General features: G+C 41.1%; 22 protein-coding genes. 14 read left to right on the top strand and 8 right to left on the bottom strand.

Features of this window, described 5'->3' with window-relative positions; translation table 11 throughout:
- Nucleotides 1-90 precede the first annotated feature (90 nt).
- The 7 genes from nqrM (at nucleotide 91) to cyoE (ending at nucleotide 6,208) form a co-directional block, all read left to right on the top strand.
- Complete coding sequence (nqrM, locus tag N523_RS0117050) at nucleotides 91-303, top strand: (Na+)-NQR maturation NqrM (protein ID WP_010391098.1); 213 nt, start codon at nucleotides 91-93, stop codon at nucleotides 301-303.
- Nucleotides 304-627: 324 nt separating this feature from the next.
- A complete protein-coding gene (locus N523_RS0117045) occupies nucleotides 628-1,056 on the top strand; it encodes a hypothetical protein (RefSeq protein WP_013464351.1) in 429 nt (142 codons plus the stop codon).
- Between the two features lie 328 nt (nucleotides 1,057-1,384).
- Complete coding sequence (gene cyoA / locus N523_RS0117040) at nucleotides 1,385-2,338, top strand: ubiquinol oxidase subunit II (protein WP_013464352.1); 954 nt, start codon at nucleotides 1,385-1,387, stop codon at nucleotides 2,336-2,338.
- Nucleotides 2,339-2,340: 2 nt separating this feature from the next.
- Complete coding sequence (cyoB, locus tag N523_RS0117035; RefSeq protein ID WP_028835479.1) at nucleotides 2,341-4,329, top strand: cytochrome o ubiquinol oxidase subunit I; 1,989 nt, start codon at nucleotides 2,341-2,343, stop codon at nucleotides 4,327-4,329.
- Nucleotides 4,326-4,958, top strand: coding sequence for a cytochrome o ubiquinol oxidase subunit III (gene cyoC / locus N523_RS0117030; RefSeq protein ID WP_008111916.1), 633 nt, complete (start codon nucleotides 4,326-4,328; stop codon nucleotides 4,956-4,958). The genes cyoB and cyoC overlap by 4 nt, the downstream gene beginning before the upstream one ends.
- Nucleotides 4,958-5,314: a cytochrome o ubiquinol oxidase subunit IV gene (gene cyoD, locus N523_RS0117025; RefSeq protein WP_013464355.1), complete on the top strand. Its 357-nt coding sequence runs from the start codon at nucleotides 4,958-4,960 to the stop codon at nucleotides 5,312-5,314. Before cyoC ends, cyoD begins: the two co-directional genes overlap by 1 nt.
- 9 nt (nucleotides 5,315-5,323) lie before the next feature.
- Nucleotides 5,324-6,208, top strand: coding sequence for a heme o synthase (gene cyoE / locus N523_RS0117020; RefSeq protein WP_008111919.1), 885 nt, complete (start codon nucleotides 5,324-5,326; stop codon nucleotides 6,206-6,208).
- Nucleotides 6,209-6,287: 79 nt separating this feature from the next.
- Here the strand turns inward: cyoE and N523_RS0117015 are convergent, their stop codons facing one another.
- Complete coding sequence (locus tag N523_RS0117015; RefSeq protein ID WP_028835478.1) at nucleotides 6,288-6,875, bottom strand: FMN-binding negative transcriptional regulator; 588 nt, start codon at nucleotides 6,873-6,875, stop codon at nucleotides 6,288-6,290.
- A complete protein-coding gene (locus tag N523_RS0117010) occupies nucleotides 6,875-7,450 on the bottom strand; it encodes a GNAT family N-acetyltransferase (RefSeq protein WP_028835477.1) in 576 nt (191 codons plus the stop codon). Before N523_RS0117010 ends, N523_RS0117015 begins: the two co-directional genes overlap by 1 nt.
- Nucleotides 7,451-7,555: 105 nt before the next feature.
- On the opposite strand from N523_RS0117010, the gene pdxR reads away from it, so the two are divergent.
- Entirely contained in the window at nucleotides 7,556-9,019 is a 1,464-nt protein-coding gene (pdxR, locus tag N523_RS0117005; RefSeq protein WP_028835476.1) for a MocR-like pyridoxine biosynthesis transcription factor PdxR, read from the top strand.
- A 3-nt stretch (nucleotides 9,020-9,022) separates the two neighbouring features.
- Here the strand turns inward: pdxR and N523_RS0117000 are convergent, their stop codons facing one another.
- From N523_RS0117000 to ettA, 4 genes are all read right to left on the bottom strand, one after another.
- Nucleotides 9,023-9,700 (bottom strand): hypothetical protein, encoded by a 678-nt coding sequence (locus N523_RS0117000; RefSeq protein ID WP_028835475.1) that lies wholly within the window; start codon nucleotides 9,698-9,700, stop codon nucleotides 9,023-9,025.
- 56 nt (nucleotides 9,701-9,756) lie between these two features.
- The gene (locus N523_RS0116995) at nucleotides 9,757-10,665 is read right to left on the bottom strand and encodes a histone deacetylase family protein (RefSeq protein WP_028835474.1); all 909 of its coding nucleotides are present in this window, start codon (nucleotides 10,663-10,665) and stop codon (nucleotides 9,757-9,759) included.
- A gap of 57 nt (nucleotides 10,666-10,722) precedes the next feature.
- Complete coding sequence (locus N523_RS0116990; protein WP_013464365.1) at nucleotides 10,723-11,085, bottom strand: PilZ domain-containing protein; 363 nt, start codon at nucleotides 11,083-11,085, stop codon at nucleotides 10,723-10,725.
- A gap of 137 nt (nucleotides 11,086-11,222) precedes the next feature.
- Nucleotides 11,223-12,896 carry an energy-dependent translational throttle protein EttA gene (gene ettA, locus N523_RS0116980; protein WP_024601901.1) on the bottom strand — a complete coding sequence of 558 codons (1,674 nt, stop codon included), beginning with the start codon at nucleotides 12,894-12,896 and terminating at the stop codon, nucleotides 11,223-11,225.
- A 224-nt stretch (nucleotides 12,897-13,120) separates the two neighbouring features.
- On the opposite strand from ettA, the gene N523_RS0116975 reads away from it, so the two are divergent.
- From N523_RS0116975 to N523_RS0116950, 6 genes are all read left to right on the top strand, one after another.
- Complete coding sequence (locus N523_RS0116975; protein ID WP_028835473.1) at nucleotides 13,121-14,068, top strand: homoserine O-succinyltransferase; 948 nt, start codon at nucleotides 13,121-13,123, stop codon at nucleotides 14,066-14,068.
- A complete protein-coding gene (locus N523_RS0116970; protein WP_008465493.1) occupies nucleotides 14,058-15,128 on the top strand; it encodes a homocysteine S-methyltransferase family protein in 1,071 nt (356 codons plus the stop codon). The genes N523_RS0116975 and N523_RS0116970 overlap by 11 nt, the downstream gene beginning before the upstream one ends.
- Nucleotides 15,129-15,138: 10 nt before the next feature.
- Nucleotides 15,139-17,769 (top strand): methionine synthase, encoded by a 2,631-nt coding sequence (metH, locus tag N523_RS0116965; RefSeq protein ID WP_028835472.1) that lies wholly within the window; start codon nucleotides 15,139-15,141, stop codon nucleotides 17,767-17,769.
- A 250-nt stretch (nucleotides 17,770-18,019) separates the two neighbouring features.
- Nucleotides 18,020-18,886 (top strand): hypothetical protein, encoded by an 867-nt coding sequence (locus tag N523_RS0116960; protein ID WP_013464370.1) that lies wholly within the window; start codon nucleotides 18,020-18,022, stop codon nucleotides 18,884-18,886.
- A 54-nt stretch (nucleotides 18,887-18,940) separates the two neighbouring features.
- Nucleotides 18,941-19,708 carry a hypothetical protein gene (locus N523_RS0116955; protein WP_028835471.1) on the top strand — a complete coding sequence of 256 codons (768 nt, stop codon included), beginning with the start codon at nucleotides 18,941-18,943 and terminating at the stop codon, nucleotides 19,706-19,708.
- Between the two features lie 71 nt (nucleotides 19,709-19,779).
- Entirely contained in the window at nucleotides 19,780-20,475 is a 696-nt protein-coding gene (locus tag N523_RS0116950) for an aspartate/glutamate racemase family protein (RefSeq protein ID WP_028835470.1), read from the top strand.
- 75 nt (nucleotides 20,476-20,550) lie between these two features.
- Here the strand turns inward: N523_RS0116950 and N523_RS0116945 are convergent, their stop codons facing one another.
- Entirely contained in the window at nucleotides 20,551-20,748 is a 198-nt protein-coding gene (locus N523_RS0116945; RefSeq protein ID WP_010391132.1) for a CsbD family protein, read from the bottom strand.
- A gap of 337 nt (nucleotides 20,749-21,085) precedes the next feature.
- Nucleotides 21,086-22,603, bottom strand: coding sequence for a DUF3360 family protein (locus tag N523_RS0116940; RefSeq protein ID WP_013464375.1), 1,518 nt, complete (start codon nucleotides 22,601-22,603; stop codon nucleotides 21,086-21,088).
- Nucleotides 22,604-22,969 lie beyond the last annotated feature (366 nt).

Below are 22,969 nucleotides of genomic sequence, written 5' to 3'. Positions count from 1 at the left end.
GTTTATATCCTTATCATGAGGGTATATAATGCAATGAGCTCAGATATGATGTTTGGGCTCATTTTATTGCTGAACAATAGGGGCTAAGCAATGTCACTTTTTTTTCTAACCTTTGGCTTACTTATTTTAATTGTCGCTGCAATGGCGATAGGCATGATAGTACAAAGAAAATCGATGGCGAGTAGCTGCGGAGGCCTAGGCTCTGTAGGTATTGATAAAGCATGTGATTGCGATGATCCATGTGATAAACGCAAAAAGCGTCTAGCCAAAGAGCAAGTATGGAAAGAAAACCAAATTCTTTAAATAGGGTATCCCTGTTTAAACAAAAAACCTCTCGTAGCTCACTACGGGAGGTTTTTTATTTATATCGGCATAAATAAATCACCAGCCGATAAAATAATCGTGTTTTTATCTTGAACAGAAAATTCTCTTTGTTATACTCATGCCCGAACTTTCAGTAAGTTTTGAAAGTTCTATTGATGCGGATCAAAACTAGCTTGGCAAAATAGTGCTAATGCGTTGAGACTGTATTTCATGTCACTGTATAAGGCTTTACGGCTGCAACCTTTTTTGTTGCCACGGTGTACTCCGAATTTTGTTATTAGTCATTTTAATAGGTTAATGTTTTTGAACTCACTTTCTTTGTTTCATACCAGCGCTTTGCTTACCTTAGGTAAGTCAGTGTTGCATGAGCGCTTTAAAAAAGCGAAAAAGGGCGTGAGTGTGGCTGTAACATTATTAGTTTTTAATGTCGTTATGTTGCTTAGTGGCGCTATTGAGGATGCCTTTAGGCTTGAAGCATTGGTCAGTGATGGCTTTTTTATAGAGCCATTATTACTGACAATTGCCGAATTTTTAGCTCATCCCATCTTATCGTGTCAGTTACTTATTGGCCTTTGTTGGCTATTGTTCCACATGTTTCCAGCGCGTCGTGCTGGGATAATCCTCCGTAAAGCAGCCTTTGCTTTTAGCGAGGCTAAAGTTCAGCAACCAGTGCAAGCTGCGCATGGTTGTCGTGCTCCACCTAGCTTTACAGGTTGTCTGTTTACCCATTAATTTTATGGGTATAGGTTACACCTGTGGTATCTAATTATTTATTCTTGCTGTAAATAATGATTACTTTCATTGTAGCTTAGTGTTTTTTACACACTCTCAGCCAACCACACCTCACCCAAGTTAATTTTTATTGCGTTATATTAATGTGTTTAAAAAAGCTGGGTTGGTTCTGCTAGGTGTTTACTATTAAGCCAGTGGTCAATACTTCATGCTTGCATTCGCTCTGCATTATTGTAATTCAATCTTAATTAACTTGGGTTTTTATCAAATATCGTTGCTAAGTATTTTTGGCAGCTAATAAAAACTCTTTAGGTTTTAGGATAGTCCCTTGTTAATTCGTAACCTTTTTAATATTGCTTTAGCTAGTATGGCGCTGATCTTATCAGGCTGTAATGGCGGGGTACTCGACCCAAAAGGGCAGATAGGTATTGATGAGAAAAATCTGATCATCATCGCCACTGTGCTTATGTTGTTAGTTGTGATCCCCGTTATTGTGATGACTTTGTATTTTGCTTGGAAATACAGAGACACACAAAACCATGAAATTTACGCACCAAAATGGGCTCACTCTAATAAGATTGAGGCTGTTGTATGGGCGGTTCCTATTGTTATTGTTGTTATTTTAGGTGTGATCACCTGGCAGTCAACTCAAGAGCTTGACCCTTATAAACCGATAGAGGGTAAAGGTGAACACTTAACTGTTGAAGTGGTGTCACTTAATTGGAAGTGGTTATTTATTTACCCTGAACAAGGTATTGCTACGGTAAACGAATTGGTATTTCCTGCTAATGTTCCGGTTGAATACAAAATCACCTCAGAAAGTACCATGAACTCGTTTTTCATTCCCCAGTTAGGTAGTCAAATCTACTCAATGGCGGGCATGGAAACTAAGCTGCATTTAATTGCTAATGAGCCAGGCACGTTTAAAGGCTTTTCGGCTAATTACAGTGGCGCGGGTTTTACTGGTATGAAATTTAATGCCATCGCAACGCCAACCAAAGCTGACTTCAACCAGTGGGTTGAACAGGTAAAAACTAACGCTAATAACCTTACTCATGCCAATTATGTTGAGCTTGCAAAAGCAAGTGAGAACAACCCAGTTGCTTATTATGGCAAGGTTGATGACGGTTTATTTCATACCATAGTGATGAAATACATGCAGGCGCATGGCGATATGAATAAAAAACATCATGTCATGGGTAAACATCAGCAGATGAGTAATGAGCATCAAGCAATGGGTAATCATTCAATGCCATCATCACACAGCCAGGGCGAGGAATAATCATGTCGTTTTTAGGTAAATTATCTATAGATGCAATTCCGTTTCATGAACCTATTATCATGGTTACTATGGCGGTGATTGCTGTTGTCGGGCTTATTATAGCTGGGCTAATAACAAAATATAAAAAATGGGGTGTGCTTTGGCGTGACTGGATCACCTCGGTTGATCATAAACGCTTAGGCGTTATGTACATTTTATTAGCACTAATCATGCTGTTTCGTGGTTTTTCTGATGCCATTATGATGCGTGCGCAGTTAGCGCTTGCTACCAGTGGCGCGCCAGGCTATCTGCCGCCAGAGCATTACGACCAAATATTCACCGCTCATGGCGTTATTATGATCATCTTTATGGCGATGCCATTTATGATTGGTTTAATGAATATTGTTGTACCACTGCAAATTGGTGCCCGTGATGTGGCTTTTCCATTTTTAAATAATTTAAGTTTTTGGTTTACCGCTAGTGGCGCCATTTTAATAAATTTATCACTTATATTTGGTGAATTTGCTAAAACAGGCTGGGTTGCTTACCCACCGTTGTCGGAGTTGACCTTTAGCCCTGGGGTGGGGGTCGATTATTATATTTGGGCCTTGCAAATATCGGGGCTCGGTACGCTATTAACCGCTGTTAACTTTCTAGTGACAGTATTTAAAATGCGTGCCCCTGGTATGACTCTGATGAAAATGCCAATTTTCACATGGGCATGTACGTGGGCAAATATCTTAATTGCGGCATCATTTCCAATTTTAACCGCAGTGCTCGCCATGCTAACGCTAGACCGTTATTTAGATTTCCACTTCTTCACTAATGAAGCAGGCGGTAACGCCATGATGTATATCAACCTGTTTTGGGCATGGGGTCACCCAGAGGTATACATTTTAGTATTACCAGCTTTTGGTATCTTCTCTGAAATAGTGTCGACTTTCACTGGTAAACGTTTATTTGGTTATAAATCGATGGTATATGCCAGCGGTGCCATTTCTATTCTTGGCTTTATTGTATGGTTACACCACTTCTTTACTATGGGTTCAAGTGCCAATGTAAATGCCTTCTTTGGGGTAATGACCATGGTCATTGCTGTCCCTACTGGGGTTAAGTTATTTAGTTGGTTGTTTACTATTTACCGTGGTCGCTTGCGCATTACTGTGCCCGTACTGTGGACGCTTGGTTTTATGGTTACCTTCAGTATTGGTGGTATGACGGGGGTATTACTAGCAATCCCTGGTGCCGATTATGTATTGCATAACAGCTTATTCTTAATCGCTCATTTTCATAACACCATTATTGGTGGCGCAGTATTTGGCTACTTAGCTGGTTTTGTTTTTTGGTTCCCCAAAGCAATGGGCTTTAAGCTTGATGAACGTTGGGGTAAAGCATCATTTTGGTGTTGGTTAATCGGTTTCTTCGTAGCCTTTATGCCATTGTACGTACTTGGCTTTTTAGGCATGACACGTCGCTTAAACCACTCAAATAATCCTGATTGGAATATCTGGCTTTATATTGCTGCAGTGGGTGCCGTGATTATTATGTTCGGTATTATTTGCCAAGTTATTCAGCTTTATGTGAGCTTTAAAAACCGCGAAGCGCTTGATGATACCACCGGCGATCCTTGGAACGGTCACACCCTTGAATGGTCAACGTCATCACCGCCACAATACTATAACTTTGCTGAAATCCCGCATGTTGATGATATTGATACATGGACTGACATGAAAGAAAAAGGCCTAGCTTATCAAGGTAAATCTAGCTATAGCCCAATTCATATGCCAAAAAATACCGCATCGGGTGTGCTTATTGCTGCGAGTTTAACGGCGTTTTGTTTTGCCATGATCTGGCATATTTGGTGGCTAGCAGGGCTTGGTTTTATTGGTGCGATTGCGCTGTTTATTAACCGTGCTTACACCTGCGATGTTGATTACTACGTGCAAAACGACGAAATATTACAAATTGAAGGCGCGCATATTGCCAGTAACACGAAGGAGGTAAGCGCATGAGTACGTTATCTGCAACTCAAGGCCATGTAAATTTAGAGCCTCATAGCGTAAGTCATACGCATGAACATCACGATACCTCTGGCGATACAATCTTTGGCTTTTGGCTTTATCTAATGACCGATTGCCTTTTATTTGCCTCATTTTTTGCAACCTACGCAGTGCTTTATATGAACACCGCAGGTGGTGTATCGGGCAAAGATATTTTTGAGCTTGATTTTGTTGCCGTAGAAACTGCGGCGCTACTTATTAGTAGTATCACTTTTGGTTTTGCCATGATTGCCGCTCAAGGGCAAAAAAAGGCGCTGACGCTTGGTTGGCTCGCGGTTACTTTTTGTTTAGGCGCGGTGTTTATTGGCATGGAAATTTATGAATTTCATCATTTAATTGTTCATGGCAATGGCCCACAGCAAAGTGCTTTTTTAACGTCGTTTTTCTCATTAGTGGGTTTGCATGGCTTACATGTAACTGCAGGCCTTATTTGGATGAGCATAATGATGATAGAAGTGATCAAGCGCGGTTTAGGTAAACAAACCGTCACGCGCTTAAGTTGCTTAAGCTTATTTTGGCACTTTTTAGATATTGTGTGGATTTGTGTATTTACCGTTGTTTATTTAATGGGAGCAATGTAATGAGCCATAGCGAAACGCATGCTTTAGCGCAAATGCAAAGCCAACATCATGATCAGTCACACGGCAGTGTTAAAACCTATCTTATTGGTTTTGTTTTGTCAGTGATTTTAACGGCCATTCCATTTTGGATGGTGATGGAGGGCGATTTTTCAAAAGTCACCACGCTTTGGAGTATCGTTACTTTTGCAATCGTGCAAATTTGGGTGCATTTAAAATACTTTTTACACCTTAATTTCACCACCGATGAAGGCAAAGCGAATACCTTTACCTTCTTGTTTAGCGCGTTGATCATCGTCATGGTGGTTGGACTGTCTGTTTGGATCATTTATGAATCAAACGCAATGATGATGTATTAGAGGTTTCAGATGTTTCGTCGTTATTTAGCTGTTACTAAGCCAGGTATTATTATGGGGAATTTGATCAGCGTTGCCGGTGGTTTTTTACTTGCCGCCCGCGGTGATATAGACCCATGGTTAATGTTGGTTACCTTGGTTGGTTTATCGCTTGTTGTTGCATCGGGATGTGCCATAAACAATGTTATTGATAGAGACATTGATGTTGCTATGGCACGTACTCGCTCACGTGTAACTGTAACGGGCGAAATGTCTGCAAAAGCCGCTTTAAGCCATGGCGTGTTATTAGGGCTAATTGGCTTTGGCTTATTAATCGCCTTTACCACGCAAGCGGCGGTATTTTTTGCCGCCTTTGGCTATGTCATTTATGTAGGGGTGTACAGCCTCTACATGAAACGCAACTCTGTTTACGGCACCTTTATTGGTAGTCTGTCGGGCGCAGTTCCACCTGTTGTTGGCTATTGCGCCGTTACGGGTGTGTTCGATATGGGGGCATTAATACTGTTGGTGATGTTTAGTTTGTGGCAAATGCCTCACTCATATGCGATTGCTATTTTTCGCTTTAAAGATTATCAAGCCGCTAATATTCCAGTATTGCCCGTGGCGCAAGGTGTTAACAAAGCTAAGCGCCATATTGTGCTTTATATTGCGGTATATGCTTTAGTGGTGATGCTATTGCCAATTAGTGGTTATACCGGTGCTGCCTTTATGGCCGTTGCCTGTATTACGAGTTTTTGGTGGTTACTCATGGCACTTAGAGGATATCGCTACAACATAGACACCACCCGTTGGGCACGGCAAGTGTTTGCGTTTTCTATTATTAATATTACCGCTTTGAGTATTGCCATGGCGGTAGATTATCAAACAATTGCGCCACAACTAGTGGCGCTAAACTGATCTTAAACGATCAATGAACCGAGTTAATTCCCAAAGTTAACCAAAGGCTCTGAGCATTGCGAGGAGCCTTTTTTCGTCCTTAAAACAAGGCTGCTATTGAGTGCTTATTAGCATCTACCAGACTTTGTTTTATTTTATCTCTTATAGTGGCAGATTTATTTTGACTGAGTTTGAAGTTACCTTGCCAGTGAATTGGCGTAAGCTCTATAAAACTCAGGTGTTGGTACATTGTATTGCGATGCTGCTCAGGCACTTCATCAATTTTCCACTCAGGCTCAAATGTTTTCTCAAAATGACTAGTGAGGGTTCGCATTACGAGATTCTTTTTTAGCTCATCTTTAATAATATGTACTTTTGCAGTCACTAACACCGATGCGTAAAGCCAGCTAGGCAATGTTTGATTATCCGCATAGGAGGGTGATAAATAGCAATTGTCACTATTAAAGAGTAAATTCACCTGTTTATTATCAAGCTTTGATAGTGGATTATACTTTGCTACATGTGCAATAAACATATTTTCTAAAGAGTTGAATAACATAGGTACATGACAAATGTTATTTAATTGACTATTTGAGCAGGGCATAAAAATTGTTGCTAATGGAAAGTTATTAATAAGCGCATGCAATTGCTCGGTATTTTTTTGCATAAAGTGCTCGGGTGGGTACATTATAATAGCTCCTCAAGTCGTAACTTTATAGCTGGCCATTGTTCGTCAATAATGCTGAATTTTGCGGTGTTGCGATATGAACCATCTTCTAGGCGTCGGTCTTTTTGGGCGATTCCTTCAAACTTAGCGCCTAAACGGGCAATTGCATTGCGTGATTGTTGATTGTGCTCATGGGTATTAAAGCTAATCCGTACTAAATTAAGCTGATTAAATGCATATCTCAGAAGTAAATATTTTGCATGCGTATTTACGTATGTCCGCTGTGCAGTGAAGCTAATAAAGGTATGGCCAATTTCAGCGCTTAAGTTGTCACTGTCTAACCTAAATAAACGGGTTGTGCCAACAACTTGCTGTGAATGTTTATCAATAATGGCAAATACCACTTGCTCGTTTTGATTAAACTGCGCGCTATTTGTAAACCATTGCTCCAACTTAACTTGAGTTTGTGCGTAATTACTTAATACCCACTGCCAAATTTGTGGATGTTTACCTGCTTGATATAGACCCTCGAGATGTTTGAGTTTAAGTGGCTCTAAGGCAACCTTGTTGGTTTGATGAATTTGCGTTGTGAACATTATAAGCCCCATATTTTGCTATTTATTCATAACAAATGTACGCTTTATTGGTTTATTAAAAACAACCAGAATTTAATTTTTACCTATACCAGTTTAGAAGGTGTTATGCAGCCACTTAATATAAAGCTCACTAGCCAGAGTAGAGCTAAATACCTGCAAATTGCAGATGCACTTAGGGAGTCGATTATAAAAGGGGATATTCTCGCTGGTAGCAAACTCAGCTCTGCACGCGATATGGCACAAGCATACGGATTAAACCGCCATACGATAATGAATGCTCTACAACTTCTTGTCGCAGAAGGGTGGTTGGAATCCTATGAACGATCAGGCTACAGCGTTACCAATACATTGCCTATTCAAAACAGTATAAACACAGTTCAGTCTCAAGAATTGACTCCTAAGCCGTATCGATTTGCTACCACGCTTACGGCACCAGAACCTATAATGGATTTAAATCACTATGCTTATAACTTTGCTGGAGGCTTACCCGATTTAACACGTTTCCCCTATAAAGAATTTAAACGCTCCGTAAGTCATGTGTTTAATCATTTAGATACCAGCCAATTTCACTATGGTAATGTGGCTGGGGAGCCTAATTTAAAATCGCAAATTAGTCATTATTTACACAAAGCACGAAACCTAAAAACAGCCGACATCCTTATGTGTAATGGCTCTCAAGAAGCGCTTTTTTTAGTATCAAAAGTCTTTATTAATAAAGGCGATTATGTTGCAACCGAAACCTTAGGTTACCCGCCTGCTCGCAAAGCATTTTCAGCGTGTGGTGCACAGTTAGTTGATATAAAACAAGATGAATACGGTTTGTGCGTTGATGACTTAAAAGCCCAGCTCAAACGTGTAGCCATCAAGTTACTGTATTTAACGCCGCTGCATCAATACCCAACAACAGTGACGCTGTCACCAACCAGACGAATGCAAATTTATCAGTTATGTTATGAGTATGGGGTAATGATTATAGAGGATGATTATGATCACGAGTTCCATTATCGTTGTCAGCCTTTACAGCCTATGGCGGCTGACGATCCTGCCGGAATTATTATTTATTTGTCTACGTTTTCTAAAATTATGTTTTCCGCTGCGAGAATAGGTTACATCTGCGCAGATCCTAAAGTAATTGCACAGTTAACAGCATGGAAGCAGTTAATGAACCATAAAAATGATGTAGTTATGCAGTTAGCTGTTGCCCATTTTATGCAAGAAGGTGCGTTTGAGCGCCATTTAAAACGTATGACCAAACATTATAAACAGCGTTATCAAGCAATGGATAAAACATTAACGTTATTGCAATCACGAGGTTTGCCAATTGAGTATAAAAAACCTGATGGTGGTATGGCTATGTGGGTTAATTTAAATGAACCGGTGGACCAATTAAAGCAAGTACTGCAAAGTAAAGGTGTGTATATACAGGTTGAGCCTGAATTTTACTTTAAAGACTCAGAACGTAGCTTAATACCTAAGCAACATAGTTATGTACGTTTAGGATTTGCTGGGCAATCAACTTTGGCGATGCAAACTGGACTTGAATTGATTGCTGAACACGTTTTCAAATAAAGCTTATTTACTCAAGCTTTCAGCATCATAAAACATCGGTTTCAATGTGCCACAATTTATAAATTTATAATTGAGCTCACCAGCAGAGGGCACTTCAGTTGAGGTGCGAAACTTTTGTAAACAGGCACCACTTAAATCAACAAACATAATATGATGATAGCTTGGTGGCTGAGTTATTTGGTGAATATAAATACGCTCGTTATTTTTTAGCGTAACCATATCGTACTGTTGCCATTTTGAGGCTGGGCTTAAATCAGTTAGCTCACGAGTAAATAACTGCTCGCTAAGCTCTATTAATTTATCACTGTAAACTAAGCTACCTCCTTGTCTAAAATCTCCAAGATACACATCTGCGGTTATCGCGACTTCTTCGCCTCGCATTAAGCGTTGAATATTAAACGGCTTTGATTTTACGGTAACTAACTCAGCGTCACGTACTAAATCTAAAAATGGAATATCAGATACATCTACCTTGTACATAACATGCATATCATAAGGAAGCTCAAAGCTTGGAATGTTAATCGCGTATACACTTGAACCCTTATTAACTAATACCATGGCATGCTCTGCTTCATACTTGGGGTTTAATGGCGGAAGTTCTGGTGGCTCTTCGGTGTCTGCGTGGGCGCTTATTGGCACAATAAAACTAAAAAACAACAATATAAAAGTGAATAACCGCATAATAACCTCAATCTACTTATAAGCTTAAAGTGTAGCTTAGTTTATGTATTTTTTATTTAAAAACTGGCTGCTTGCTCAATAACAATGCCATGGCGCTTTGCTAGTCGCTGATGATCTCTGTCATAACCTCCGCCAATCACAGTGGCCACCGGGGTGTTATTTGCAAGACAACGCTTAAGCACTAAGTGGTCGCGCTTTTCTATTCCTTGCCAACTAATATCCAGTTTACCTAAGCCATCTTCTTGCCAAATATCCACCCCAGCATCATACAAAACCAGATCTGGGTTAAGCTCGTTTAATAAAAATTGCAGGGTATCGTCAACAATACCTAAGTATTCAGCGTCTTGCATATTATTGGCTAAACCAATATCTAAATCGCTAGGGGACTTTCTAAATGGGAAGTTTTTCTCACAATGTATTGAACAGGTAAACGCATAAGGTTGATGAGCCAGCATGGCTGCGGTGCCATCACCTTGGTGAACATCTAAATCAAAAATCAGTACGTTGGTGACTTCACGATTTTGAATTAACGTTTGTGCGGTAAAAGCTAAATCGTTCACCATGCAAAAACCCGAGCCAAAATCACTATGGGCATGGTGAGTGCCACCCGCTAAATGGCACGCAAGCCCATTTTTAAGTGCTAAGCGCGCAGTTTGCAGTGTCCCTAATGGGGCGGTAAATGTGCGGTTCATTAGTGCTTGTGACCAAGGTAGGCCTATACGGCGCATGGCTTTTTCATCTAGGCGGTTATGCCATAAATCGTGAATGTAGTTTTCACAATGTACTATTTCTAACTCTTCAACACGACCATGTGGTGGCTCTAGGATATTGCTGCCAGCAAGCCCAAGGGTTTTAACATGCTGGTGTAGCTGTGCAAATTTACTCATTACAAAGCGGTGTTTGGGATCAAAACTAAACGAGTAATTAGGATGATAAACTAAAGGTAGATTGGGATTTAAACTCATATCTGCGTCGTTTAATTATTTTTGGTTATGGTAATCAACTTCACGCAGTGCGTCTATTTATGTTTGGTAAATAAGCGTTTCAAGCTCGCGGTGTAATAGTGTTTCATCAGCAAGGTTTAGTTCAACCAAGCGCTTTAAATGCGTAATGCTGTCTATATCAATGTTATGACATTTAAGACCAATATGATTTTCTTCTATATGACGAATAACCACCGGCATTTTTATTTCAATATCGCTTTGTGGCAAGGTAAAACGTAATATTGCTTCGTCATTTTTGTTGCCTGTAAAGGCATCGCTTTTAGTAATAAGCGCACCATGTAAAGAAATATCTAATAGGGTACATGCATACTGGGAGCTAGCCGTTTCCAATTGCGCTGCTGTAGAGAACATAATACGAGAAAATTGCCGACGGTTTTGCATAATAATCTTATAAAGTTGTTATTTATAATAAGCATAGCTGGTAATGCTCAACACGCCAATTTGCTCAAAGATAAAAATAGCTCGCATAAAAAAGCCCCGCATAAAATGCAGGGCTTTTAACTTATTCACTGTGGCTGTTAGCCAATTTTTTTGTACTTAATACGCTTAGGCTGTGCAGCTTCTGCGCCAAGGGTCTTTTTAAGCCACTCTTCGTACTCAGTGTAGTTACCATCAAAGAAGTTAATTTGGCCTTCGTCACGGTAATCTAAAATGTGTGTAGCAATACGGTCAAGGAACCAACGGTCATGCGAGATACACATGACACAACCAGGGAATTCTAAAATAGCATTCTCAAGAGCACGTAATGTTTCAACGTCCAAGTCATTGGTTGGCTCATCCAGTAGCACTACGTTGCCGCCTGCTTTTAACAGCTTAGCTAGGTGTAAACGGTTGCGCTCACCACCAGATAAGTCTTTAACAAACTTTTGTTGATCGTTACCTTTAAAGTTAAAACGGCTAACATAAGCACGGCTTGGGAACTCAAAGTTACCAATTTTTAGTACATCTTGGCCATCAGAGATTTCTTGGAATACCGTTTTGCTTTCGTCCATGTTGCCACGGAACTGATCAACAGTTGCCAGTTCTACTGTTTCACCAATGCTGATATTACCGCTATCTGGCTGCTCTTCACCGCTTAGCATTTTAAATAGCGTTGATTTACCTGCACCATTGGCACCAATAATACCCACAATAGCGCCTTTAGGCATGCTAAAGCTTAAATCATCAATTAAAACACGGTCGCCAAAGCTTTTACGTAAGTTGTTTACTTCTAATACTTGGTCACCTAAACGTGGGCCAGGTGGAATAAACAATTCGTTGGTTTCGTTACGTTTTTGGTAATCAGACTGTTGTAGCTCGCTAAACTGTGCCATACGCGCTTTTGACTTAGCTTGACGACCTTTAGGGTTTGAACGCACCCACTCAAGTTCTTGTGCAATTGATTTTTGACGTGCTTTTTCAGATTTTTGCTCTTGCTGTAAGCGGGCATCTTTTTGCTCAAGCCAAGACGAGTAGTTACCTTCCCACGGAATACCTTCACCACGGTCAAGCTCTAAAATCCAGCCAGCAACATTATCAAGGAAGTAACGGTCATGCGTTACTGCCACAACGGTGCCTTCGTAGTCATGTAAGAAGCGCTCTAACCAGGCAACCGACTCAGCATCTAAGTGGTTAGTTGGCTCATCGAGAATCAGCATGTCTGGCTTTTCAAGTAACAAACGACAAATAGCAACACGACGACGCTCACCACCCGATAGGTGCTCAATTTTAGCATCCCACTCAGGTAAACGCAGTGCATCGGCAGCACGCTCTAATACGTTATCGATATTATGACCATCATGCGCTTGAATAATCGCTTCTAATTCACCTTGCTCTTTTGCCAGTGCGTCAAAGTCAGCGCCTTCCATTGCGTATTCGTTATACACTTCGTCAAGGCGGTTAAGGGCATGTTTTACTTCACCCACAGCTTCTTCAACAATTTCACGAACTGTTTTGCTTTCGTCCAAAACAGGCTCTTGCGGCAAGTAACCAATTTTAGTGCCTGGTTGAGGGCGAGCTTCACCTTCAAAATCTTCATCAACACCTGCCATAATGCGTAGTAATGATGATTTACCAGAACCATTTAGACCTAGCACACCAATTTTTGCACCAGGGAAAAAATGCAACGAAATATCTTTTAAGATAGTGCGTTTTGGTGGCACAACCTTAGATACTCGACTCATCGAGAATATAAACTTATCAGGTAAAACCATGGAAGAAGCCTTCAATAATAATAAAAATTTCAATGCTGTATTGTAGTGGCTCACAGGTGAAACAGTCAACGAATGGGGCTGTTTTAAAGTACATATTCAATTTGTACAAACCGCGTGAATAAATTTCATTTAGACATCTATACATCTAGAGGTTGATATTTTTGACATTCTGTTCATAATGAGAGCGTATTAATTCTCGGTTTTTATGAGCAGGAGCTTTAAGAATGCCAATTACAGTAGAAGACGAATTGCCAGCTATTGCACGTTTACGTCATGAAAACGTGTTTGTAATGCCAAAAACGCGTGCAAAAACGCAAGAAATACGCCCTATGCGTTTGGCTATTCTTAATCTTATGCCTAATAAAGTAGAAACCGAAGTACAGTTTATTCGCTTGTTGGCTAATTCTCCGCTGCAAGTAAATGTAGAGCTACTGCGCCTTGACACGCATCGTAGCAGTAGTAACTCAGAGCAACACTTAGATACCTTTTATCGTTACTTTTCAGAAGTGAAAAACAATAATTACGATGCACTATTAATTACCGGTGCGCCTTTGGCACATTTAGAGTATGAAGAAGTGGCGTATTGGGAAGAATTCAAAGTGATTATTGATTGGGCCGAGCAGCATGTAACCTCTACTTTGTTTTCGTGCTGGGCTGCCCACGCGGCTTTATATCACCGTTATAATTTAAAGCGCGATTTAAAAGAAAATAAACTGTGTGGGGTGTTTACCCATCAATGCTACTTTGCCCATGGTGCACTTACCCGCGGCTTTGACGATACCTTTTTAGTGCCGCACTCACGCTATGGCCACATAGATATAAATAAAATAAACGCTTGTGAAGAGCTGGTGGTATTAGCGGGCTCTGAACGAGTCGGGGCGTATTTACTTAAAAATAAATCGGGCAGCCAAGTATTTATTACCGGCCACCCCGAATACGATGCCGACAGTTTAAAAGCCGAATATGAACGCGATTTACAAAAAAGCCCTGATGCGCCAAAGCCCGAAAACTATTTTCCTGATGACGATGCCAGCAAACAACCGTCTAAAACATGGCAAAGCCACGCGTTTTTACTGTTTTCAAACTGGTTAAATTATTACGTTTACCAAACCACACCCTATGATATTAACTTAGTTAGCCAAGACGTAAGGACTAACAACTATGCCGAATAATCCTCAAAACAATAAGCATCAAGAGCTGAGTGCTGCGCTCAAACAGCGTATTTTAATTTTAGATGGTGCAATGGGAACCATGATCCAAGCGCATAAGCTTGAAGAGCAAGACTACCGTGGTGAACGTTTTAAAGATTGGCACGTGCTTATTAAAGGTAATAATGATTTATTAAGCCTAACCAAGCCTGAAATTATTACTGATATACACCGCAGCTTTTTAGCCGCCGGTGCCGATATTATCGAAACTAACACCTTTAACTCTACCACCATTTCGATGGAAGATTACGACATGGCGAGCATAAGCCGTGAAGTCAATTTAGAGTCGGCTAAGTTAGCCCGCGCTGTATGTGATGAATTTAGCGCCAAAACCCCAGAAAAACCGCGCTATGTAGCCGGTGTGTTAGGGCCAACGTCTAAAACCTGTTCGTTATCGCCGGATGTAAACGACCCCGGTTATCGTAATATCACCTTTGATAAGTTAGTGACTGCGTATGTTGAGTCAACCCTTGCGCTTATGGAGGGCGGTGTAGATATTATTTTAATCGAAACCATATTCGACACGCTTAATGCAAAAGCCGCCTCGTTCGCAGTAGAAGAAGCGTTTGAACAAGCAGGGCGCACATTGCCAGTGATGATTTCAGGTACTATTACTGATGCCTCAGGCCGTACGCTTTCAGGGCAAACCACCGAAGCATTTTATAACTCTATTCGTCACATTAAGCCGCTTTCAATTGGCTTAAATTGCGCCCTTGGGCCAGATTTACTGCGCCAATACGTTGAAGAGCTATCACGTGTGTGCGAAACCTTTGTCTCTGTTCATCCTAACGCGGGCTTACCCAATGAGTTTGGAGAATACGACTTAGAAGCAGACGACATGGCAAAAGAGATCATAGATTGGGGTAAATCGGGCTTTATTAATATTGTTGGCGGTTGCTGCGGCACTACGCCTGCGCACATTCGTGCCTTTGCCAAAGGGCTTGAAGGCACAGCACCACGAAAATTACCTGAGCTTGAAGTGCGTATGCGTTTATCAGGCCTAGAAGCCTGTAACTTAAATTAAGGAGCCGCCAATGACCCAACAAATTGCAGTATTTACCAATGTCGGCGAGCGTACTAACGTAACTGGCTCGGCCATGTTTAAACGTTTGATCATGGAAGAAGACTACGAGACCGCCCTTAATGTAGCTCGCGAACAAGTAGAAAATGGCGCCCAAGTTATTGATATCAACATGGACGAAGCCATGCTGGACTCAAGAGCGGCCATGGTGAAGTTTTTAAACTTAATTGCCTCAGAGCCTGATATTTCTAAAGTACCTATTATGGTCGACTCCTCTAAATGGGAAGTAATAGAGGCAGGCTTAAAGTGTATTCAAGGCAAGGCCATTGTAAATTCAATATCGCTTAAAGAGGGAGAAGAGCCGTTTAAACGCCAAGCTAAAATTATAAAACGCTTTGGTGCCGCCGCTGTTGTAATGGCATTTGATACTGACGGCCAAGCCGATGCTGCAGACCGTAAGTTTGAAATTTGTGAGCGCAGCTACCGTATTTTGGTTGATGAAATTGGCTTCCCGCCAGAAGATATTATATTCGACCCCAACATATTTGCCGTTGCCACCGGCATAGAAGAGCACGACAACTACGCCGTAGAATTTATTGAAGGCACCCGCCGTATTAAGCAAAACTTACCCCATTGTAAAGTGTCGGGTGGGGTATCAAACGTATCGTTTTCGTTTAGAGGTAATAACCCAGTACGTGAAGCGATTCACTCGGTGTTTTTATACCATGCTATAAAAGCGGGTATGGATATGGGCATAGTAAACGCAGGGCAGCTTGCGGTTTACGACGACATCCCCGAGGAACTTCGTAAAGCAGTTACTGATGTAATTCTTAACACCGACTCAGGTGCGGGCGAGCGCCTTGTTGAACTTGCGCCTAAATATTCAGGCATGGCACAAGCTGAGCGGGTAGAAGATTTAGAATGGCGCACTTGGCCTGTAGAGAAGCGCTTGGAGCACGCCCTTGTAAAAGGCATAACCACCTTTATAGATGAAGATACAGAAGAGTGCCGTGCTGGCGCCGATAAACCTATTCACGTCATTGAAGGGCCACTCATGGATGGCATGAACGTGGTTGGGGATTTATTTGGTGCCGGTAAAATGTTTTTACCCCAAGTGGTTAAATCGGCTCGTGTGATGAAGCGAGCAGTGGCCTACCTTGACCCATTCATTGAAGCCGAAAAAGAAGAAGGCGCCACCAACGGTAAAATTGTTATGGCTACCGTAAAAGGTGACGTGCATGACATAGGTAAAAACATCGTAGGCGTAGTACTACAATGTAATAACTACGAAGTAATCGACCTTGGGGTAATGGTACCTGCCGAAAAAATACTGCAAACCGCCATTGACGAAAAAGCCGATATTATAGGCCTTTCAGGTTTAATTACCCCATCGCTTGATGAAATGGTACACGTAGCCAAAGAAATGAAACGCCGAGGCTTTGAGCTACCGCTCATGATTGGTGGGGCAACCACCTCAAAAGCGCATACCGCAGTAAAAATAGAGCCGCAGTACGACAAAGGCGTGGTGTATGTAAATAACGCCAGCCGCGCCGTGGGTGTGGTGTCTAATTTATTATCAAAAGAGCATAAAGCAGAATTTTTAGCTAAAACCACCGCCGAGTACGACAAAGTACGCGAACAACAAGCACGCAAAAAGCCGCGCTCAAAACCAGTTACCATACAGCGCGCCCGCGATAATGCTGCAAAGCTCGATTGGGATAACTACACACCACCCGTGCCGAAAAAGCTGGGCGTGACCGAGTTTAAAAATGTATCAATCGCGACTCTACGCAAATACATAGACTGGACGCCGTACTTTATGACCTGGTCAATCGCCGGTAAATATCCGCGCATAATGACCGACGAAGTAGTGGGTGAACAAGCACAAAGCTTGTTTAAAGACGCCAACGACATGCTCGATGAGCTTGAAAAGTCAGGCACTTTGCAGCCATTAGGTGTTATTGGTTTATTCCCAGCTAACCGTGTGGGCGATGATATAGAAATTTACACCGACGAAACGCGAAAAGAGCTATTAACTACCTCATGCCATTTACGTCAGCAAACCGAAAAAACCGACTTTGCTAACTACTGCCTAGCCGATTACATTGCGCCAAAAGGCACACCCGATTACTTTGGTGCGTTTGCGGTAACAGGCGGTTTAGAAGAGGACGACCTCGCCAATGCGTTCGATGCCAAGCAAGACGACTATAATAAAATAATGGTAAAAGCCGTAGCCGACAGACTCGCTGAGGCGTTTGCCGAATACTTGCACGAACAAGTGCGTAAAGAGTATTGGGGTTATGCACCGGATGAAAACCTGGGTAACGATGAGCTAATCCGCGAAAATTACCAAGGTATTCGTCCAGCACCGGGTTACCCAGCGTGCCCAGAGCACACCGAGAAAAAGAAAATTTGGCAACTACTCGATACCGAAAAGCGCATTGGTATGCAGCTCACCAGCTCATACGCCATGTGGCCAGGTGCTGCGGTTTCGGGTTGGTACTTTTCACACCCACAAGCGAAATACTACGCCGTTGCTGCAATACAGAAGGATCAGGTAGAAGACTACGCTAAGCGAACAAATATGACGCTCGCAGAAGCCGAAAGGTGGTTATCGCCTAACTTGGGGTATGAGCCGGAGTAAAGCGAAGTGGTTAAATAGCGAAGCGGTCAGTTTTTAGCTGTCAGCTATCAGTTAAAACAAAAACGAGCCAAGTTAGGCTCGTTTTTTATTTTTGTATCTTTTTATCGCAATAAATATCGATAACTCAATTGTTTACATAATAGGCATTAGATGTGACTATTGAATGAATTGAACGTGTAGTCTAGGTATTAATTTTTTGGACTAAGCATAAAGAATACTAAGTTTTAGTTACTCTAATTAAGGAATTATAATGCAGACAATTACGGAAGATCAGCTATCTCTTGAATATTACGGTGCAGCAGTTGAAAAAGGGCAGCTAAAAGCGAAAGATGTTGCTCGCTATATTTTAGCACTAGATGAATTTATGAACGTGATTACAACAGAAGCTTATGGTAAAGATGCATCGCTATGTATGGATGTCTCAGGTTTTAGAGGGCAATCATTTGATATTGATTTTTTACTACAGGTGGTAGGTTTATCCTCTGGAGCATTATTTTGTACTAGCTCCCCCAAAGACCTTATTACTCTGGCTACTGACTCAATTAAATTATGTATTCATTTAGCTGGCAATCAACCGAAGCAGTGCACACCAGATAGTAATGCGAATACAGTTAATATCGAAAACTCTAATGGTCATACTCAGGTATTTCATATTCAAACGCTAAACGTTCTTTCTGATCCAAAAGCTGCTAATTCGTTAGATACATTTATTAGGGAGCCTTTGGTTAAAGGATTAAGCGAAGTAAAGTTAAAATCTTCAAAGTTTGATATCCAAACTAAAGCTTCGGCTAATGATGCTGAATTTTTTAAACCTCTTGATTTCGATTTACCAATTTCAAAAAATACAATTACTACAGGTTTAACGATTGAATCTCCATCCTTTAAAGATGGAAATAAGTGGAAATTATTTGATGGACAGTCCAGTTTTTATGCAGAAATTACTGATAGAGAGTTTATTGATACTGTTGATAAGGGAGAGAGGTTTGGAAAAGGGGATCTATTAATAGTTGAAATGGAAATAATTCAGACTAAAACACCGCAAGGTTTGAAGATCGAAAAACTTATTACGAAAGTTACCGATCATAAAGAAGCGCCTCAACAGAAAGGTATGTTTTAAGATTTTAGGTCAAAGTATTAGCACATAACGAAAGTCAAAATTGAAGGTTTTTTAATGAAGTATCTAAATTACATATTGCTTTGCCTATCCCTATTTTTCACATCGAACACATTTGCGCTTGAGCAAAAGTATCACGAGAGTGTTTTACCTGTTATTGCTGCTTTTAAAGCACATGATAAAACTGCGATTGCTGCGCATATTCGCTACCCTTTAAAAAGGCAGTATCCACTTCCTGATATTAAAAATGAAGCTGAGTTTATTACCCGTTTTGATGAAGTGTTTGACGATGAACTTGTTACTATTATTGGCAGCTCTAATATCAATACCGATTGGGATAAAGTAGGCTGGCGCGGCATTATGCTCAATAACGGCGTAATGTGGGTAGACACAGACGGCAAAGTTATTGCTGTGAATACACAAAATACCACTGAGCAAGCACATGCAGAAAAGTTAATTGCTCAAGATAAACAATCACTCCATTCAAGTATTAAAACCTTTCAAAAACCAATACTCGATTGGAAAACAGCTAACTATCGTGTTCGTGTTGATAATTTAGGCGGTGGAAACTTCCGTTATGCGTCGTGGAGCATTGATAAAAGCCCAAGCGATAAGCCTGATATCGTTTTATTTCATGGTGAGATAAAGTTCAGTGGCAGTGGCGGCAATCATCACTATACGTTTAAAAACGGACGTTACAGTTACGTATTGCAAGTAACTGTAATTGGTTGTGGTACCTCACCACCAGGTTGGCTTGAAGTATATAAAGACGAAAAGTTGTTATTGTCTGACGCTGTGATCAGTGCAGTTAATAAAGCTAATTAAGTTTCTAGTGAAGAGCGGCTATTTTTAACTTACTGTGAAACGTAAACTGCGATCGAGAGAGGGAACTAGCTATGAAAACGATTGGCATGCTCGGAGGTATGAGTTGGGAGTCAACAGCCAGCTATTACAAAGCTTTAAACGAAGGCGTTAAAAACTCATTGGGTGGGCTACATAGTGCTAAGATTTGTATGGTGAGCGTCGATTTTGCAAAAATTGAAGCGCTACAGCATCAGAGCGATTGGCAACAAACAGCCAATATTCTCACCGAGGCGGCTAAATCTGTAGAGGCTGGTGGTGCCGACTTTTTACTTATTTGTACCAACACTATGCATAAAGTGGCCGATGAGATTGCCAGTAATATTACCATTCCTATTTTGCATATTGCCGATGCCACCGCTGAGCAACTAAAGCACGATAACATTACGCGAGTAGGGTTGTTGGGAACGCAATTTACAATGGAGCAAAACTTTTACAAAGAGCGTTTAACTAATAAGCATAACATTGAGGTATTAATACCTGAGCCTAATGAGCGAAAGCGAGTGCACGAGGTTATTTATTCGCAGTTATGCCTAGGGATTATTGATGACGATTCGCGAGCTGATTATATACGCATTATAGAGCGCTTATTTGCACAAGGCGCGCAGGCCATCATTTTAGGCTGTACTGAAATCGCCTTGTTGGTAAAGCCACAACATACGCGGGTTCCGCTTTACGATACCACCAAAATACATGCCGAGGCAGCAGTGAAGTTAGCGCTGGCAAAATAGTTAAGCTTGAGATAACAAAAAAACCGCCAATTGGCGGTTTTTTATTAGCAAGTAAAGCTGTTAACACGCTTTATTTTAATGGCCTTTCTCAAAGTCATTTACTTCGCGCTCGGCTTCCTCTTTCGATTTACCGTATTTTTGCTGAATTTTACCAACAAGCTCGGTACGGCTACCTTCAATTTTATCTAAATCATCGTTGGTAAGATCGCCCCATTTTTGCTGCGCTTTACCTTTAAGTTCTTTCCAGTTTCCTTCGATACGATCGCTATTCATAATTAGCTCCTTATTAAGAGTAATGATTTTTCATTTTAAAAGCGTTACTAATAAAATGATTTTTAACGTTCACTTATAAAGTTGCAAAGGCTATACCAGAAAATAAAACTTTTAATTTTATTTATATATCAACTGCTTATGGTTTTTTGATGCGTAAAGTTTTTTAGCTGGTGGCGAGCTTTATAAAAATTCTGCAGGGTGGCTTGTAATTATTGCAGGGACTGTGACTTCAGGGGCTGTTACTTCAAGGGGGATTATTGCAGGGACACTATGCTGGTTTTTTATAAGTACAAAAAAAGCGAGCTGTTAAAGCTCGCTTTGGTGTTTAATAAAGGAATTAATGTCTAAAGCTTGGCATTAGCGCAGGAATGCCTGGCAGCATACCTACCAGTGCCATTACACCGGTTAATAACACAAACATAATAAGTGGAATGATCCAGCGGCTCATTCGTGATAAATCAGCACTTCTTTCTTTACAGCCAATAAGGCCTAAGTTATCAAGTAGCATAGTTAATGACCAACCAAATGCTGGGTTTACTAAGCTTGATGCAAACACCACAATGGCAGCTGATTGCGTGGTTTTACCTTCACGGGTCATTTCCATACCCGCTTCAAGTAGTGGAATAAACACCCCTACAATTAAGGCAACACACAATACTGGCTGCCAAATAGCTAAGTCCATTGGGTAACCCCAAACACCCGCGATAATACAAAATAACGCAGTTAAAATTGCGCCTGCAGGAATAGGGCGTTTTGCAATAGCAGCAGGAACAATGTAAGTGCCCCAAGATGACGCAAAGTTAGCACCGCCTAATAGCGAGCCAAAGGTTTGTCTTGTTGATGCGCTAAGCATGGTATCGTCAATATTCATTTGTACTTTTTCAGTACGCTCTGGGTAACTAATTTTTTGAAATACTTGATGGCCTAAAAAGTCAGGCGACCACATAGCAACCGCTAAAACTGCAAAAGGAAGTACAACCACAAAGCTTTCTGCTGTTGGTAAGCCAAGCATCCAGCCAGTGTTTTCCCCCCACCAGTACATAGGGTTCATGTTTGGTAAGCCCGGTGCAGTATGAAACTCAAACGGTGCGCCCAATGCAAAAGCAGTAAAACCACCAATTAAACAGCTCAGAGGCACGGCTAACCAGCGTTTTTTGTAATGCTCCAATAAAGCATAAAGTAAAATTGTGGCTAAGATTACGATAAAGGCAATATGGGTCATTTGAATTTCTTCAGCCCATGCAAATAGTTTTTTAACCTGAGAAATGGTACCCACAAAGCCTAAATAGAGAAGCAAGCCACCACATACCCCTTTACTGGTGAGCTTGGCCATGAGACTGCCGCCTTTACTAAATGCTAATATCAATCCAAAGGCACCTATGAGCAAACCAAAGGCCATAGGGTGTCCGCCTGCGGCAACCACAATAGGAATTAATGGAATGAGTGGGCCATGAGTTCCCGCTAAATTAGCGGTCGGTAAAATAAAGCCTGAAAATAGTAAAATAAATAACGAAACAATTAACAGTTCGTAGCGTACGTTTTCAAGTACAAAGCCATCACTCAACCCCAAAGGGCCTGCAAACGTGGCAGCAATGGCTGCAACCATCACAACTTTACCTATAGTTGCGGCCATCGCTGGAATGGTGTCTTCAAATTCAAAGCGATAATCTCTAAATGGTAAATTTGGACGCCAGCGTTTTGGCTGCATAATTTGCAGTTCGTGCTCTAGGTAAGCGTCGCGGCTTTCAAACTCAGAGCTGGGCTTATGAAGATTTTCATAGCTATCGGACACGGTTTGAGTATCCGCTCCTGGTATAGCATCAGATGAATTATCATCTAGCGGCTTGGTGGTCATGACTTCTCCTGCAACTTAGTTGCTAACTCAAAATAAAAATACAGCTTTTACAAAGCAAATGAACATTGAGTGCGCAGGGTAAAACAGCTTGCTACAGATTGTAATTAGGCAAAAGGTCGTGCATAGCCCAGCTTAACGCTTTGTAAGTGTTAACAAAAATAGCAAAGGGATATGTTGTAACTGGCTTGTTAAATTTAAAAGCCATTTAAATTCAATGGCTTATGTTTTGTTTTTGCAGTGTGATCTTGCCATGTAAAATAGCAGAAAGGTCATAAAATCAGCAGATTCAGCAGCAATCATTCTTTAGTCTAATAAAGGTGGCGTTAGCCGCTATTTGCTTATTATAAATACAACTAGCCGCAAAGT

Origin of the sequence: Pseudoalteromonas sp. 23_GOM-1509m (assembly GCF_000518425.1) — a bacterium.
Classification (GTDB): Bacteria; Pseudomonadota; Gammaproteobacteria; order Enterobacterales; family Alteromonadaceae; genus Pseudoalteromonas; species Pseudoalteromonas tetraodonis.
Note: the sequence above shows the minus strand (reverse complement) of the source record. Positions and strands in the feature narration are given on the sequence as shown.